Origin of the sequence: Marinomonas polaris DSM 16579 (assembly GCF_900129155.1) — a bacterium.
In the GTDB taxonomy this organism is placed as follows: Bacteria; Pseudomonadota; Gammaproteobacteria; order Pseudomonadales; family Marinomonadaceae; genus Marinomonas; species Marinomonas polaris.
On record NZ_FQVF01000024.1, the window covers coordinates 56036 to 73152 of the forward strand.

The 17117-nt window shown below is 40.9% G+C and carries 16 protein-coding genes; 12 read left to right on the forward strand and 4 right to left on the reverse strand.

What is annotated here, in order from left to right:
* Window positions 1–53: 53 nt before the first annotated feature.
* Window positions 54–2720, reverse strand: coding sequence for a pyruvate dehydrogenase (acetyl-transferring), homodimeric type (aceE, locus tag BUA59_RS20625; RefSeq protein WP_072841725.1), 2667 nt, complete (start codon window positions 2718–2720; stop codon window positions 54–56).
* Window positions 2721–3699: 979 nt separating this feature from the next.
* Between aceE and nadC the strand changes: the two genes are divergently transcribed.
* From nadC to BUA59_RS20685, 12 genes are all read left to right on the forward strand, one after another.
* A complete protein-coding gene (gene nadC / locus BUA59_RS20630; protein WP_072841727.1) occupies window positions 3700–4548 on the forward strand; it encodes a carboxylating nicotinate-nucleotide diphosphorylase in 849 nt (282 codons plus the stop codon).
* 2 nt (window positions 4549–4550) lie between these two features.
* On the forward strand, window positions 4551–5741 hold the full coding sequence (locus BUA59_RS20635; protein ID WP_072841729.1) for an acetate/propionate family kinase: 1191 nt from the start codon (window positions 4551–4553) through the stop codon (window positions 5739–5741).
* Window positions 5742–5787: 46 nt separating this feature from the next.
* Complete coding sequence (gene pta, locus BUA59_RS20640) at window positions 5788–7887, forward strand: phosphate acetyltransferase (protein ID WP_072841731.1); 2100 nt, start codon at window positions 5788–5790, stop codon at window positions 7885–7887.
* A gap of 162 nt (window positions 7888–8049) precedes the next feature.
* The gene (locus tag BUA59_RS20645; RefSeq protein WP_072841732.1) at window positions 8050–8424 is read left to right on the forward strand and encodes a hypothetical protein; all 375 of its coding nucleotides are present in this window, start codon (window positions 8050–8052) and stop codon (window positions 8422–8424) included.
* A gap of 71 nt (window positions 8425–8495) precedes the next feature.
* A complete protein-coding gene (locus BUA59_RS20650; RefSeq protein ID WP_072841734.1) occupies window positions 8496–8948 on the forward strand; it encodes a pilin in 453 nt (150 codons plus the stop codon).
* Window positions 8945–9895 carry a GspE/PulE family protein gene (locus BUA59_RS20655; protein ID WP_072841736.1) on the forward strand — a complete coding sequence of 317 codons (951 nt, stop codon included), beginning with the start codon at window positions 8945–8947 and terminating at the stop codon, window positions 9893–9895. The genes BUA59_RS20650 and BUA59_RS20655 overlap by 4 nt, the downstream gene beginning before the upstream one ends.
* Window positions 9882–10946 carry a type II secretion system F family protein gene (locus BUA59_RS20660; protein ID WP_072841738.1) on the forward strand — a complete coding sequence of 355 codons (1065 nt, stop codon included), beginning with the start codon at window positions 9882–9884 and terminating at the stop codon, window positions 10944–10946. Before BUA59_RS20655 ends, BUA59_RS20660 begins: the two co-directional genes overlap by 14 nt.
* Window positions 10947–11732, forward strand: coding sequence for a prepilin peptidase (locus BUA59_RS20665; protein ID WP_072841740.1), 786 nt, complete (start codon window positions 10947–10949; stop codon window positions 11730–11732).
* A gap of 3 nt (window positions 11733–11735) precedes the next feature.
* Complete coding sequence (gene coaE / locus BUA59_RS20670; RefSeq protein ID WP_072841742.1) at window positions 11736–12347, forward strand: dephospho-CoA kinase; 612 nt, start codon at window positions 11736–11738, stop codon at window positions 12345–12347.
* Window positions 12341–12565: a DNA gyrase inhibitor YacG gene (locus tag BUA59_RS20675; protein WP_072841744.1), complete on the forward strand. Its 225-nt coding sequence runs from the start codon at window positions 12341–12343 to the stop codon at window positions 12563–12565. Before coaE ends, BUA59_RS20675 begins: the two co-directional genes overlap by 7 nt.
* Window positions 12566–12591: 26 nt before the next feature.
* Window positions 12592–13803, forward strand: a complete 1212-nt coding sequence (locus BUA59_RS20680; protein WP_072841746.1) for a tetratricopeptide repeat-containing response regulator — start codon at window positions 12592–12594, stop codon at window positions 13801–13803.
* Window positions 13804–13805: 2 nt separating this feature from the next.
* Window positions 13806–14489, forward strand: coding sequence for a sensor histidine kinase (locus BUA59_RS20685; protein ID WP_072841748.1), 684 nt, complete (start codon window positions 13806–13808; stop codon window positions 14487–14489).
* Between the two features lie 16 nt (window positions 14490–14505).
* On the opposite strand, the gene BUA59_RS20690 is transcribed toward BUA59_RS20685, so the two are convergent.
* From BUA59_RS20690 to BUA59_RS20700, 3 genes are all read right to left on the reverse strand, one after another.
* On the reverse strand, window positions 14506–15129 hold the full coding sequence (locus tag BUA59_RS20690; RefSeq protein ID WP_072841750.1) for a GntR family transcriptional regulator: 624 nt from the start codon (window positions 15127–15129) through the stop codon (window positions 14506–14508).
* 12 nt (window positions 15130–15141) lie between these two features.
* Window positions 15142–16314, reverse strand: a complete 1173-nt coding sequence (locus BUA59_RS20695; protein WP_072841752.1) for a benzoate/H(+) symporter BenE family transporter — start codon at window positions 16312–16314, stop codon at window positions 15142–15144.
* Window positions 16315–16387: 73 nt separating this feature from the next.
* Entirely contained in the window at window positions 16388–17101 is a 714-nt protein-coding gene (locus tag BUA59_RS20700; RefSeq protein ID WP_072841754.1) for a ZIP family metal transporter, read from the reverse strand.
* Window positions 17102–17117: the final 16 nt, after the last annotated feature.

The window sequence follows — 17117 nt, forward strand, 5'->3', positions numbered from 1 at the left end:
ATCTAGCTTAGCTACAAACATACACTAAGCCAGATACCTAGCTTGTCAGGTAATTAGCACGTTACAGGGTTTGGCTTTTCAGGATCTAAACCAAACTTAGCAATTGCTCCACTAACTACAGATGCATCAATCACACCGTCTTTTGACAATGCATTCAAGGCAGAAACTACTACCCAATAGCGGTTAACTTCGAAGAAGTGACGCAATTGAGCACGAGTATCACTGCGGCCAAAACCATCAGTACCAAGTACGTTGTAAGTACCTGTTATAAATGGACGAATTTGATCTGCGAACAATTTAATATGGTCGGTAGATGCAATCACAGGGCCATTGCCATTCAAGCAAGATTCAACATAAGATTTGCGAGTTTCTGACTCAGGGTGAAGCATATTCCAACGGCTTACATCAAGACCTTCGCGACGCAGCTCATTGAAAGACGTTACACTCCATATATCAGAGTTAACACCGAAATCATTAAACAGGATCTCTGCAGCAGCTTCAACTTCACGAAGAATAACGCCAGAACCAAGCAATTGAACTTGTTTCTTATTGGCTTTCTTAGCATGAGATTTAAGCTTGTACATCCCCTTGATAATGCCTTCTTCAACACCTTCAGGCATATCTTCGTGTGTGTAGTTTTCATTCATTACTGTTAGGTAATAGAAAACACTCTCTTTTTCTTTATACATACGACGCAAGCCATCTTGCACGATAACAGCGACTTCGTATGAATAAGTTGGATCATAAGACACACAATTTGGAATAAGACCAGCCTGAATATGGGAATGACCATCTTCATGCTGCAAGCCTTCGCCATTTAGCGTAGTACGACCTGCTGTTGCACCAATCAAGAAACCGCGTGCCTGTGAATCACCTGCCGCCCAAGCCAAGTCACCAATACGCTGGAAACCGAACATTGAGTAATAGATATAAACAGGAATCATTGGAAGAGCACTGTTTGCATAAGACGTAGCCAATGCCAACCATGCAGAGAATGCACCTGGCTCATTGATACCTTCTTGCAAAATCTGACCGTCAGAAGATTCTTTGTAGTACATAATCTGAGTATGGTCATGAGGCGTATAACGCTGACCTTCAGATGAATAAATACCTAGCTGGCGGAACATACCTTCCATACCAAACGTACGGGCTTCATCGGCAACGATTGGAACAACGCGCTCACCAATGTTTTTATCTTTAACCATAACATTCAGTGCACGCACAAACGCCATAGTTGTAGAAATTTCACGCCCATTTGTTCCCGCGATCTGAGATTTGAATGCTTCCAAAGAAGGCACTTCAAGCGCTTCACAATCATGGTTACGAATAGGGAAAGCGCCATGCAACTCTTTACGACGAGAGCGCATATATTGCATTTCAGGACTGTCTTCAGCTGGCTTGTAATAAGGTAAGTCTTTTAGCTCTTCATCGCTAATAGGGATACCGAATTTATCGCGGAACTGAGCAAGAGATTCCTCATCCAACTTCTTCGTTTGGTGCGCAGTGTTTTGCGCTTCAGCCGCTTTAAACATGCCGTAACCTTTAACGGTTTGCGCCAAGATAACAGTCGGTTGACCTTTATGAGAAGTCGCTTCGGAATACGCTGCGTAAACTTTGTAAGGATCATGCCCGCCGCGATTAAGATTCATAATCTCATCGTCAGTCATGTCTTTAACCATTTCTAGCAATTCTGGATATTTGCCGAAGAAATGTTCACGAGTATAAGCACCACCATTTGCTTTGTAGTTCTGAAGCTCACCATCACAAACTTCATTCATACGTTTAACAAGCAAACCGTTGTGATCTTTCGCGAAAAGAGGATCCCAATGACGACCCCATAGACACTTAATGACATTCCAGCCAGCACCACGGAACACACCTTCAAGTTCCTGAACAATTTTACTGTTACCACGTACAGGGCCATCAAGACGCTGTAGATTACAGTTGATCACAAAAATAAGGTTGTCTAGATTTTCACGTCCCGCAAGAGCGATTGCACCTAAAGATTCTGGCTCATCACATTCACCATCACCAAGGAACGCCCATACTTTACGGTCGCCTTGATCAATAAGACCACGACTATGTTGGTACTTCATCACATGCGCTTGGTAAATCGCTTGCAATGGCCCAAGACCCATAGACACTGTAGGAAATTGCCAGTAATCCGGCATCAACCAAGGATGCGGGTAAGAAGAGATACCTTTGCCATCCACTTCACGACGGAAGTTATCAAGCTGTTCGTCTGTCAAACGCCCTTCAATGTATGAACGCGCGTAAATCCCTGGGGAAATATGACCTTGGAAAAAGACCATATCCGCTTGTTGTTTACCGTCATTACCACGGAAAAAGTGGTTAAAACCGATATCATAAAGCGTTGCTGCAGAAGAGAAGCTTGTAATGTGGCCACCAAGTGTTGAATCAACACGGTTTGCCTTCATTACCATAGCCAATGCATTCCAACGAATTATAGAGCGTATACGACGTTCCATAAATACATCACCCGGCAATGGCTTCTCATTTTCAGGAGCGATTGTATTCCGGTATGCAGTCGTAATAGACGACGGCATTGACGTACCAGCTTTTGAAGCTTCATTCGTCAAACGATTTAAAATGTATTGCGCGCGATCAGGACCTTCTTCGCGAAGGACAGACTCAAGCGCATCGACCCACTCTTTAGTTTCAATTGGATCGATGTCTTCGAGAATATGCTGCTCAGTCATCGTGTTAATAACTCCCGCTATTAGAACAGATACTAACCTACCAAGGACATTATGTGTATTTAAGCCTTGGAGGCTACTTAAACGAACCGTCGGAACTCATATGAATAGCCATTAAGTTCCAGCCGACCTAGGATAAAACGACGCACTGTATATTACGTTTTAAAACGCGTCGTTTTTATCCGTTCCAATGGCAATTATTATTGTTTTAATTTTATTTCCATTGCATCGACCACTAAAAATCTAGTCAGTTCGCTTCCAATTTGGGTTTGGTTCATCAAACCCAACATTAAATTTCCACATGCAAATAGCCTTACTAAACGCATGTAAAAAATCAAAGTCATTTACTTAGAATGCGCATAGATAAAGCACTTCTAAGATTTTGCATTCTAGATATTTTACTAAAACCTTACGTTAAACAAGGCTTTTTTACATATCAGAAGCATCTAATTCGGGCGTTAGATTAACACCTAATCAAGAGATCGCCTAGCCACCCAAATAAAGATTGAAGTACTCAAAGCACTTTTGAAGCTTTTAAATCTCCTAGAATTCATCTAAAAACAGATAAAAATAGGTAAAAACTCCACAATAAATGGCTTAAAGCTTAAGGCGCCCCACCAAAATTCACCAGAAATATGAGATGTATAAACTGCATGAATCTTATGTTTCGCTTCAGACAGCGAAGAATACACAGTATCAAAGCTAATATACTATTCAAAAAATGATAATCTGTATCACATTATTAGCTCTATAGAGACTAATCCGCTCTTAAGTCCGCCTCAGGTAGAAACACAAAAATAGTGTCCAGTTAAGCAAGAAGTTCCATTTAAAAAGCTAGGTCTATACTTACAAATTCTAAATTTATGCTCTTTTCTGTCTAGAAAGACCATGCAAATCAATGAATATAAAAAAATCAACACTGACGCATTACCAATATAACGCTACAATGCTCTTTATTTACTTGGCAAAATTAGGATAGTACATGACCCTTCTGAACGCTCTATTATCCGAGCACATCCAATCGCAAGTTACGTTTGCATTAAAAGAAGACATAGGCTCTGGGGACATAACAGCTCAACTTATCCCTGACGATCAAGAAATTACAGCAACGGTTATCAGTCGAGAACCTGCTATCCTATGCGGTCAAGCTTGGGTAAACGAAGTATTTGCTCAATTAGGAAACAGAACTACTCTCACTTGGCATAATAATGAAGGCGATACGCTGGAAAGCAACAAACCTTTTTTGACTATTAAAGGCCATGCAAGAACAATCCTAACGGGTGAACGCACCGCTCTAAATTTTTTACAAACACTTTCTTATACTGCTACGGTGACTCGCCAATACAGTGAAATCGTATCAAGCACACAATTAACCATTTTGGATACACGAAAAACACTACCAGGCATGCGCCGAGCTCAGAAGTATGCGGTAACTGTTGGCGGTGGGAAAAATCACCGAATGGGGTTATATGATGCATTTTTGATAAAAGAAAATCACATCATGGCTGCAGGATCAATTGCCAACGCTGTCAGCATGGCACAAAAAATCGCGCCGGGTAAAACAATTGAAGTAGAAACAGAAAATTTAGAAGAAGTTGCCATGGCAGTCGCTGCTGGCGCAGATATCATTATGCTAGATAATTTTTCGTATGAAGATATGAGCAAAGCGGTTTCAGACTTCAAAGGTCAAGTTAAATTTGAAGCATCAGGAAACATGGACAAAGATCGTCTATTAAAGGTAGCTGAAACAGGCGTTGATTTTGTATCCATTGGAGCCCTAACAAAACACATCCAAGCAATAGACCTGTCTTTGCGCGTATCTCAGGAATAACTATGAAAGATAGTATTTTAGTCATCAACTGCGGCAGCTCTTCTTTAAAATTTGCCATTCTTGCCAATGCTGGACAAGAAACTCTAGTCGAAGGTATCGCAGAAAGATTAGGTTCGGACGAGAGTAGCATCACCTTTAAGTTTGAAGGGCAGAAAAATATTATTCAACTAGAAGATGGCAGCCACAAAAATGCTGTAGCTCACATAAAAAATTGGCTTAGCAGTCACCCTATCATTGAAAGCTCATTGGCAGGCATAGGTCATCGTGTTGTACACGGCGGTGAAAATTTTAGTGAATCTGCACTAATCAATCAAAATGTCATAGATAGTATTAAAGAGTGCGCCCAATTTGCGCCACTACATAACCCTGCTCACGCAAAAGGGATGGAAGTGGCTTTTGAGCTTTTCCCAGGACTGCCTCAAGTAGCTGTTTTTGATACTGCATTTCATCAAACTCTGGCACCAGAACAATACCTATACCCTATTCCAATGCATTTTTATCGAGAAAATCATTTTCGCAAGTATGGCTTCCATGGCACCAGCTATCGCTATATTAGTCAGCGGTTAGCGCAAATTGCGAAAGGCAGTGATCAACAAGGCGTACTTGTTGCTCACCTGGGCAATGGGGCCAGTACTTGCGCAATAAACAAAGGTCTATCATCTGATACCAGCATGGGCATCACGCCATTAGAAGGCTTAATGATGGGCACTCGCTCGGGAAGCCTCGACCCAAGTCTGCTGTCTTTTATTAGCCAAGCTGAAAATATATCGGCTGACGCAGCGCTTGATATTCTGAACAAAAAAAGTGGTCTACTTGGTGTATCAGAAATTTCTAATGACTGTCGAACATTAGAAGAAGCAATGGAATCTGGTGACCCTAGAGCTAAACTGGCTTTAGACATGTTCGCAGCCCGCACTGCCAAACATTTAGCAAGTGTGGCAACAACTTTAGAAAGTATTGATCATTTGGTCTTTACTGGTGGTATCGGTGAGAATTCAAGCTATTTACGCCAAGTCATTTGCAATCATTTGAAAGCACTGAATATCGGTATAAACTCAACATTAAATGAAAATGCACCTCGTGGCGAAACGATAAATATTAGCTCTGATAGCAGCAATACGAATGTATGGATTATACCTACTAACGAAGAGCTAATGATCGCACTAGATACTATAAGCTTAATTCAGCATTGATCGAAACTATGCTAACCATAATGGACTAATTTAGGATTCATCAGATATGTCAATAAATGTACTCATGACCGTTCCTACGGGCCCAGGTGTCGGCCTAACATCCGTCTCTGTAGGTCTTGTCCGCGCACTTGAACAGCAGGGATTAAAAGCCAGTTTCTTCAAGCCTATCGCCCAGCCTCAACCAGGAGATAAAGGACCAGACAAATCAACGGCTATGGTTGCGCAAGGTTCAACACTAACACCTGCTGAGCCAATTCCGCTTCATGAAGCTGAACGTTATTTGTACAACGATAATATCGACGAACTCATGGAAGAAATTGTTGGCCGTTTTCAAGCAAGTGTTGAACCAGATTCAACGGTTATTGTAGAAGGTCTTGCGCAGATCGCCGGACACCCATATGCAACAAGGCTAAATAAAGCCATTGCTAGAACACTGGACGCTGGCTTAGTTTTAGTCACTGCGCCAAACAACATGAGAGTTAACGAACTTGAACATCATGTTGAGATTGCCGCAGGCTCTTACGGTGGCATAAAGGCCAACGATGTTATTGGTTGTATTTTAAATAAAACCACACCAGGGTCATTGGGCGTTAAATCCTACGGCGATTTGTTTGCCCAAAGAGGAATTTTCAAACGCAACTTTAGTCTGCTAGGTCAAATACCGAAAGCGGACGAACTGACCTATCCTCGTGTTAAAGATGTAGCTGACTTTCTTGGTGCTCGTATTATCAATGCGGGTGAAATCGAATCTCGGCGAGTACAATCTTACACACTATGTGCTCGCGGTGTGGAAAATATGCTAGAAGCATTACGACCAGGTGTTTTAGTATTCACTCCCGGTGATCGTACTGACATCATCATGGCGACAGCTATTGCAGCGCTTAATGATATTAAAATTGCAGCACTAGTGGTTACTGGTGGTTATCAGCCAAGTGAAGCACTGATGGCGCTTTGTGGTAAAGCCATGGCAAAAGGATTGCCAATCCTCTCTGTTGAATCTAACAGCTGGGAAACCGTTATTAATATGCAATCTTTTAACCAAGAGATTCCACTTGATGATAAAGAGCGAGTCTTAATGGTTAAAGAGCATATTGCTCGTTGTATAGATCACGATTGGATCAACTCTTTTGCCTTGAACCAAGAAGAAAGAAAACTATCTCCTCCAGCGTTTCGATTCCGTTTGATTGAGCTCGCTCGCTCCTTGAATAAACGCATCATTCTTCCAGAGGGTGAAGAGATTCGCACCATTCAAGCGGCGTCTATATGTGCGGAGCGTGGCATTGCTCGCTGTACATTATTAGGTAACGAAACCGAGATTCTCCGTATTGCTCAAAACAACGGTATTGAATTAAGTCATGGTGTTGAAATACTCGATCCGAACAGCATTCGTGAACGCTACGTAGCACCGATGGTTGAGTTGAGAAAAAGTCGAGGACTTACTGATATTGTTGCTCGTGAACAGCTTGAAGATAATGTTGTATTGGGTACCATGATGCTGCAAGTTGGCGATGTTGATGGTTTGGTTTCAGGTGCTGTGCACACTACTGCCAACACCATTCGCCCTGCCCTGCAATTAATAAAGACATCACCTAATTCAAATCTTGTCTCGTCGATTTTCTTCATGTGTTTGCCGGATCAAGTATTGGTCTATGGTGACTGCGCTATAAACCCAGACCCAACGGCTGAGCAACTCGCAGAAATTGCCATTCAAAGTGCTGATTCTGCTGCAGCATTTGGCATTACCCCAAAAGTCGCCATGATTAGCTACAGCACTGGTGGTTCTGGTACAGGTAACGATGTTGATAAAGTCAGAGAAGCTACCGCGATTGCGCAAAGACTTCGGCCTGATCTGTTAATTGATGGACCACTACAATACGACGCTGCAATCATGGAAAAAGTAGCCAAGCAAAAAGCGCCAAACAGCAAAGTAGCTGGTAAAGCCACTGTATTTATTTTCCCAGATTTAAATACTGGCAACACCACCTATAAAGCCGTTCAACGAAGTGCCGATGTAGTTAGCATCGGACCTATGCTGCAAGGCATTCGTAAACCTGTTAACGACTTGTCTCGTGGTGCGTTGGTCGACGATATCGTCTACACCATTGCTATTACCGCTATTCAGGCGGGCAAGCTTAAAGGCGAATAATCTACCAGCTAATTTATCCCTTAACTCGTCTTTGCTTTCTAATGAGTGAAGACGAGTTAATTAATAAAGATAAGAAGTTTCCCAACTGAATTTGATTAGAAAGTGGACATATTTCATATTGCCAATTAGTATTTGTAGATAAACATTACGTGGGTGATCAACATGTCTGGTAGCCTTCCTCATTCTATAGCGCTTTCAAATCATACCTTCACAAGTATGACCACTCCTGGCTACACAACATTTGACTTACGCTCTGATGAAGACACTAATATGGCAGCGCTTAACGCTCGAAACGCCAAGGCTTCGAGTGATCTTGTTGTCACTATTTCAGAGCAAGGCCAAGCATTATCCCAGCGAAATAGAAAAAAACTCGAAGAAATCGAAGCTAGAAAAAACAATGATATCTTGTTGGAACTAGAAGAAGAGTTCATCGAAGATGATATTGAACCAACCATTCACGCATCAACTAAAGAGAGTAAAACCAATAGCTATCAAGAAAAAACACCAACGGGAGACTTTCTCGATCAAATTGTTTAGTCTATAAAAACTTAATGAGTTAAGTTTTTCGGCAGGATGCCAATGATTACAGAATCTTCAAGGAGTGAAGAATGTTACTTTCTCGTCTATCCACACGTGGTTTTACGTTATTAGAATTAATGGTTGTTATTGCCATTATTTCTATAATAGCAAGCCTTTCAGCCCCCACATTTACCCGTCAAATTGCTAAAGCAAAACTAATAGAAGTACAAAACCTCGCTACCCAACATCAATCTCTGGTTGAAGAATTCATTCTTTTACATGGGTCCTTTCCTAGCGAAGCAGAGTTTAATCTCATAAAACAATCCCTAGCAGAAGGCTCAATTACCAAATCTATTTCTGTAGACAGCCAAAACAAAGGTATGGGGAATATTGTTCTCACACTAAATGACAGCACCGGCATTACTGAAAACCAATATCTAAGATACTCTCGCGATGCCGATAGGAATTGGAAATGCCTCTCAGACTTAGAAAGTAACATTCTTCCGCTTCAATGTGACAGTTCGGCTGGAGCAGACGAATGACTTTAGAAGAAATAATATCTAACGCTGTGAGTAATCATGCAACCGATATTCACATAGAACACTCAAATATTGGCATTCAAATTTATCAACGCTGTTATGGATCACTTCATAAAGTAGCCAATTTAGCTCAAGGAACAAGCTTAATTAACCGCATAAAAATGCGCGCTAATTTAGACTTGTCAGAAACAAGGCGAACACAAGAAGGTCAATTTCTCTTTGAGGAAAGAAGTCGAAGCACTTTTATTCGGGTCAGTATTATTGCCACGGTTAAAGGCGAAAAAGTAGCTTTGCGCCTACTCCCTGAAAAAAACCGTTTAGAGCTTGAAAATATCGGCATACAGCGATCTTTGCTTACTGCCCTGAGCACAATCTTAAATAGCTCTAGTGGTTTAATTTTGGTCTGTGGCGCAACAGGTGCAGGCAAAAGCACGACCCTCTATTCGTGCCTTGATACTTTAAACACAGGAAAGAAGACTATTTTCACGATAGAAGACCCTGTCGAATACGAAATTCCAGGCTTGTTTCAATGTGAGCCCAATCCAGCCATTGGCTTGGACTCTGCAGCTCTTTTGAAATCCTTCTTAAGACAAGATCCAGATGTAATTATGGTCGGAGAAGTGCGCGATGCCGTTACTGCCAATCTTGCAGTAAATGCGGCATTGACCGGACACCTCGTGCTAGCTACATTGCATACAAACTCTGCACTCGACGCCATGCACCGCTGCCATGGTTGGCAAGTAGATTTTTTCTCTTTGGTGAGTTCATTAAAACTTATCATCCATCAATCCATGCTCTACAAAGCGTCTTCACAACAACCAATGTTCAACGCTTTACGACCACTATGGAATGAATTGCTACCGAAAGATTACGACACACTTATTTCATCCCCATCCCTATGGGAAGCTTTTCCCTTTCAGAACAGTGAGGTGCAAAATGCCTTGGTATAAAATTCAGCACCTAAATGGAAAGATTGATTACCGACACGAATTATCCGAAAGCAATGTTGTCTTTAATTATATAAACCGAGGATGCTGGCAAATATCAATCTCAGAGTGGACCCCTAAAAAGCTAGATTACAAGTCACTGCAAATTTTTTATGAAGAGATACAGAGCGCTCTACACTCTGGGCTTCAATTAAATCAAGCAATTTCCCATTTTGCTCTTTCGGCTACTCACCCAAAAAGCGCAAATATCAGTAAAGCTATATTAAGCGAGCTAGAAAACGGTACGATTTTCAACGAAGCATTAAGCAAACTGACGCAAACGTCCGCTATACCATACTGCCAACTCCTTAATTCACAAGGCTCAAGAGAAGACTGTGAAAAAAGCATCGCCGTGTCGATTATCCAGCTTAAATCCTTACTCGATTGGTCTCAACGCTTATTAAAATCCATTATTTATCCCTTTAGTATTATTCAGATTGCTCTGATTATTCTTATCGCGAATAGAGCAATGCAGCAAAAAATGGGAGAAAGTTATTTTTTTGAGTTAGCCAATAATGTGAGCATTTATCTCGTCTGTAGTGCCATTCAATTCATCATCATACGGAGCCTATATCAAGGTCACGCTTGTTACTGGCTTGAAAAATACAGTGGCAACTTTCGGCTAACTAAACTCTTTTCGTTATTAAGCACAACAAGAAAAACCGGTTTAACCTTGCAACAGGCCTTGAGGAGCATGCCCGAGTACTTCCAATATACGCTCATAAAAGAAGAGATTTACCAAGTCTATTACACTCTTCGTCTCGGTAAAAATTATGCAACCAGCTTTCCTACTCATTGGTTTCCTAATGAATCGTCTATTGCGCTTCATTCAGCAGAACAAGATGGTGACATAGAGAGAGCACTTATTCTTGCTGCAAAAGAGCACGAAAAACGTTGGCAAAAAAACATATCCCTGCTTGAAAAATTGATTCCCGCAGTTTGCCTCTTGATCGCTGGAGGGTTTGTCGCCTCGGCACTGATCGCTTTATACGCACCGCTTATTGAGATGTCATAAATGAATCTGATAGCAATAAACTGGTTTTTATATGTATTAGTTGTCTTGAGCATGGGCAGTTATGCTGCAGCATTTACAGCTAGGTGGCCGATTAATAATATTTATTTATGGGAAAAAGAAGCACATTCATTACTTTTACTCCCGTTTAACAAACTGCCGCCAGATAAAATAAGTGATAAGCGCTCTCATTGTTTTCAATGTCATCATCCACTAATGTGGCAAGATCTTATTCCTCTATTTAGTTACTTACTGCTCAAAGGAAAATGCCGTTATTGCAAAGCCGCCATTTCATATCGCTATCCCTCAGTTGAATTTCTTCATCTTGTTTTCTGCCTCCCCTTGCCCTGGATATTTAGCGATGCATATCAACTTGTACTACATGCACTTTTGATTAGCGCTTTAATAACAGCCGCAGTAATTGACCTAGAATATCAATTAATACCGGATGAATGCAGTACCATTGCCCTAGCTTGTGCGCTGCTATTTAATCTATCGAACAACACCTTAGAAACCAGCGTCTTAGGTATGATAATTGGCTATGGAATTGTCTATACACTGCGCTGGTTTTATTTAACATTCAGAGGTCAAGAAGGTATAGGATTAGGTGATGCTAAAATTATTGCAGCGCTCGGTGCATGGTTAGGACTTTCAGGCTTAACACCCTTGTTACTTTGTGCAAGTTTAAGCGGAATCCTATACACTGTATTGACCAATAGAAATGGAGCTAAATACATGGCATTTTGTCCATTTTTAATATTTTCAGCCATGTTGGTGTTTTATTTTTAGCCTATGACAACCCATACCCCTACTATAATCGGTCTTGCTGGCGGCATAGGCTCCGGTAAAAGCACAATAACAAAATATTTCAATGAGATAGGCATTCAAAGCGTTGATGCTGATGACGTCGCAAGAATTGTTGTTGAACCGGGTTCAAATTGTTTAAATAATATCCATCAGCGCTACGGTGACAACATATTATTAAACGACGGCACTTTAAATCGTAAATCCCTGCGTGATATTATTTTTGATAACCCCGAAGAAAGAATCTGGCTTGAAGCACTAACACACCCAGCAATTCGAGAAGAGATATCAACGCGGCTTCATGCAATTACCTCATCGTACGCCTTGCTTGTTCACCCACTTCTATTTGAAACAAAACAAGATGCAGTATGTAAATTAGTCATAGCAATCGATGTACCTGAAAATGTACAACTTCAACGGGTCATGAGCAGAGACAATATAAGTAGAGAAAGCGCAGAAAAAATCATGGCAGCGCAATTAAGCAATAGCGAACGTATTGAGAGAGCTGATCTCGTCTTGGAAAACTCTGGTAATATTGCTGAAATGAATGCTAAAGTCTTAAAATTACACAAAAAAATTTTAGAGTCACAATCATGTTAAATAGTAATACTGCAGCCTTGGTTGCCTGCCCTACCTGCCAAAAGAAATCGCCTTGGTCCAAAGAAAATCCAGACCGACCTTTTTGCAGCCCTAGATGCAAGCTGATTGACTTGGGAGCATGGGCAAGTGAATCCTACGCTATTCCACAGCAAACCTCTGAAGAGGACGAAATTTTTTCAGAAGATCTCGTGATTGATCCAAATAAATCCTTTTTATAATTGCTAGACACGGAATGTAATTATTTATGGCACAACAAGACTTTTCAAAGAAAAAAGCGCTTCTCATAGAGGATATGGCCGAAGCCAGAATTATGCAGCGAAAAATGCTGACTGATTTTGGTTTTACGTCTATCGACATTGCTATGAAAGCTGAAACTGCCATTGAACTCCTAAGAAACAAATCCTTTGATGTCATTTTGTCCGATTACAATCTCGGAAATGGCAAGGATGGACAGCAATTATTAGAAGAAGTAAGACATTCTAAACTCATTCCAAATACCGCTACTTATTTGATGGTAACAGCGGAAACATCCATTGAAATGGTAATGGGTGCTATTGAATATCAACCAGATGGCTACATTACAAAGCCCTTTTCTCAGGCTGTTTTGCAAAGACGGCTCAGCAAACTATTAGAAACAAAAGAAAGGCTATATAAGGTAAACGTCGCGCTTGACGCAAACAATTTTGAAGAAGCCATTACTGCAGCTAAACAAGTGATGACAAAATACCCGTCTCTAATAGGTAAATGTGAAAGAATAATAGGCGAGAGCCTATTAGAAATTAAAGAATACAAAAAAGCGCTATCACTATTCAATAAAACCCTAAAAAGTAGAAAAATGCCTTGGGCATTATTTGGCAAAGCAAAGTCCTATTTTTTGATGGGAGAGCTAGACAAAGCAGAACAAAACTTTAGACAACTGATGCTTGATAATCGCTTTTTTGTTAGTGCCTACGATTGGCTTGCTAAAATCCAAGTCATTCAAGGAAAGCATGAAGAAGCACAAGCGACATTAATTGAAGCTATCGGTCGATCGCCTAAGAATATCTTGCGTCAAATGGAGCTAGGAAATATAAGCCTATCTCTAAGCGACAGTACGACTGCAGAAATGTCATTTAGAAGAGCTGTATTTTTAGCTAAATACTCCTGCTACAACACAGCCGATGTTTATTTAAAACATTTAGAGTCTCTTGCTAGAATATCGGACAGTGGCCCTCTGTTACCGCGTCAAAAAGATAACTTCAATAGCACGCTTAAAAAAGTACACGAATCTTTTTTTGATGACCCAAACAATAAAGCAAAAGCCTATAGCTACGAAATAGATATTTATTTAGCAGATAATGATATATCAACTGCCAAACAAATTTTTGAAGCTTGGCTTAGTGAAGTAAAATCCGGAAGCGCAATCGCTCCAACCCAACAGCAAAGTTCCGCCTACGCAAAATCTTTTGGAAGCTAGAGATGAAAAAAATCGATATCAGCACTATCTTAGCCAGTGCTATTCATGAAAGTAAAAATCAGGTAGGAACTTTACTATACCAATTGCAAAGCCTTAAAGACGCAATGGGGAGCAAGGATTCGAATCAAAAAAAAATTATCCTAATTGAAGAGTCCCTTAAAAAACTTAATGATGAATGGGTTGAGTATTTATACTTGTATAGACTAGCATCTGACGGCTATGACCTACATGTAGATACTTTTTTACTTGATGAGTTTTTGGATGACCAAGTTTTTGCTCTACAGCCATCCGCCATTGCAAAAAGTTTAGAGCTAGAGTATAGCTGCGATGCAAATCTAACTAGTATTTTTGACGAACGTCTAATGACTGCAGTGGTCAGTACTGCAGTTTACAACGCTCTGCGGTTTGCAAAATCAAAAATTCTAATTAGTGCAAAAAAGGAAAATGATTTTCTCATCATAGCAATTGAAGATGATGGTGAAGGCTTCAAACAGGCTGATACTGATGAACAGCCTGAAGAGTTTCTTGAAGGTAACACTGGCTTAGGCTTATATTTCGCCGAATTATCAGCCACAGCTCATGTTGTGAATGATGTTCGAGGCTTCATAAAAAAAGAATCATCTCTAAACTTGGGTGGTGCTAGTTTAACTGTGTATTTACCTCAGCCTGCTGATGAAGAGTTTTAACACCCTATTGACCCAGTCATGTGTTAAGTTTTTTCAGAAACTCAGTTAACAAGATTCCTGCATTTTCTATGTGCTGCCTCAGAAAAATGAGCGCAGCATTTTTATCATTTGATTCAATAAGTAAAAGTAGTTCTTCATGCTGATTCTGACTTCTTACCTTATATCCCAATGGACCATACTGAAAGCCAAGATAACGCACAGCTTGTTTATTAAGACCTTCAACCATGCGCTGTAATGTCGGTCGCTCAGCAGCTCTATACAGAGTGTGGTGGAATAACCAATTAAGCTCTCCTTTATAGACCAGAGTTAAATTTTCTTTATTTAATTCTGTTAAGAAATACCTCGCCTTTATTAGGTCTTCCTCACTGATATAATCAAATGCCATACTGAACAACAAACATTCCAGTTCAGCTCGCATCAAATAAAGATCTTCCGCTTCCGTCCAATTCAAATCAGGAATCATCACACCTGCTTTCCCATTTGGAACTAGCCAACCTTCAGACTTTAATGATAGCAACGCATCCCTAATAGGAATTCTACTGACACCATATCGAGTCGAAAGGATCGCTTGCCGAAGAGGGACACCCCTCGGCAGCTGATTTTTCAAGATATCTTCTTTGATACTTTGACTAACATCCATTAAAAGAACCTTTTATTTGAGCCTAATATTAGATATCAGCAAACAAATCACACCAAATAAAATCCCCCAAAAGGCTGACGCGATACCACCAAACGAGACACCTGAGACGGTTACTAAAAAGGTCACTAATGCAGCCTCTCGATTAGAGTCATCAGCCATCGCATTTTTCAAATTCATACCGATGGTTCCTAACAAGGCAATACCAGCTAACGCTGCAATCATGGTTGCAGGAAAAATCGAAAACAGAGCAACCACAGAGGTACCCGCTAAACCAGCAAGCCCATAAAACACACCAGCAGACAGGCCCGCAATATAACGTCGCTTAGGATCTTTGTGACATTCATCACCTGAACAAATTGCAGCAGTGATCGCCGCCAAATTAAAAGCAAAACCGCCTAATGGTGCCAGCATAATAGAGGTAAGCCCTGTCCAGCTAATTAAAGGAGAAACAGGTGTTTGATAACCACTGCTACGCATCACGGCAACGCCAGGAATATTCTGAGACGTCATTGTCACAATATATAGAGGAATACCAATACCGATCAGTGCGCCGATATTCCATTCTGGCCAAACCCATACCAGAGAGCCAAGAGCAAAAGGGATAGTAGACATAAGTTGAGCGTCTGATTTCGCAAGCACAAACGCAACACCTGAGACCAATACAAACAACACAGCATAGCGAGGTACAAGACGTTTACTCACCAAATAAGTAATCAGCATAATCCCTACAAGAAAAACATCACTCATCATGGAGTCAAATATAGAAAGTCCAAACTTGAAAAGTACACCAGCTAACATGGCACAAGCTAGAGGCAAAGGCACCAAACGCATGACCTTATCAAATAACCCAGAGACACCCGTTAGCAGAGTTAGTATGCCCGCAAAAACGAACACACCAATCGCTTCGGCATAACTTATTGTTCCTAAGCTGGTTGCTAACAATGCCGCACCAGGCGTTGACCATGCCGTAATAACAGGAGATCGATACCATAAAGAAAGGAAAAAGCAGGTAGCTCCCATACCAAATCCCAGAGCCATAATCCAAGACACAATGGTATTAGAGTCCGCACCAGCGGCTTGAGCCGCCTGAAAGACAATTGCAACGGAGCTCGCAAAACCAATTAGCACTGCCACAAAACCTGCGACAAGTGCACTCAAACTAACATCATTTAATATTCTGAGCACAACCCTACTACCTGTATGGCTTAAAAAGAGTACTCACTATATTTCATAAAAACTATTTTTGTATACATTTTTATTAATGAACCAACATATAGCCAATCAGACCAAGTGCAAACCCCATGACTGCCCCCATCGGCGGCAGCCAGTGTTTGTCCAAGGCAACCTGAGGAGCAATATCTTGAAACACGGCATATAAGATACCACCTGACGCAAACAGCATTATCCCTGATACCACGGCAGGCCATTCTGCGAGCCAAATATGAGCTATAACACCCGCTACTGGACCTGATAATGCAAGTAAAGCAAAGCACGAAATAATTGTGAATGCACTGTAATGGGATGAAGATTTTAGCTCTCGAAAAGCATTAAAACCTTCAGGAAGATTTTGCATAGCAATAAGTGCAGCAAGCAATACACCATTAATAGTACCTAAAGCGAATGCAGCACCCAAAGCTAAAGATTCAGGAATAAAATCGGCCAGCATAGCTACCAGCTGACTCATTGAAGTTTCTTGTTTGGATAACCAAATATCAAGCCACATAAAAGCCACGCCACCTAATAAGAACAATAACGCAGCAGACCATGGCACAAAATGCTGAACACCTTCAGGGACAAGAACCAAAGCAATAGCGGATAATAAAGCACCACCACCAAATGCAGTAATACCATGCATCAGCTCAGTTTCTAGCCATTCTGGTTTTATACGTTCAAAATTGGCAATCAAGGCGCCCAGTGGCATTGCCAAGCCAGCAGCTAAGGTCAAAAAAATAACGCTATACAAAGGTGCCATTTGCACAATACTCCAT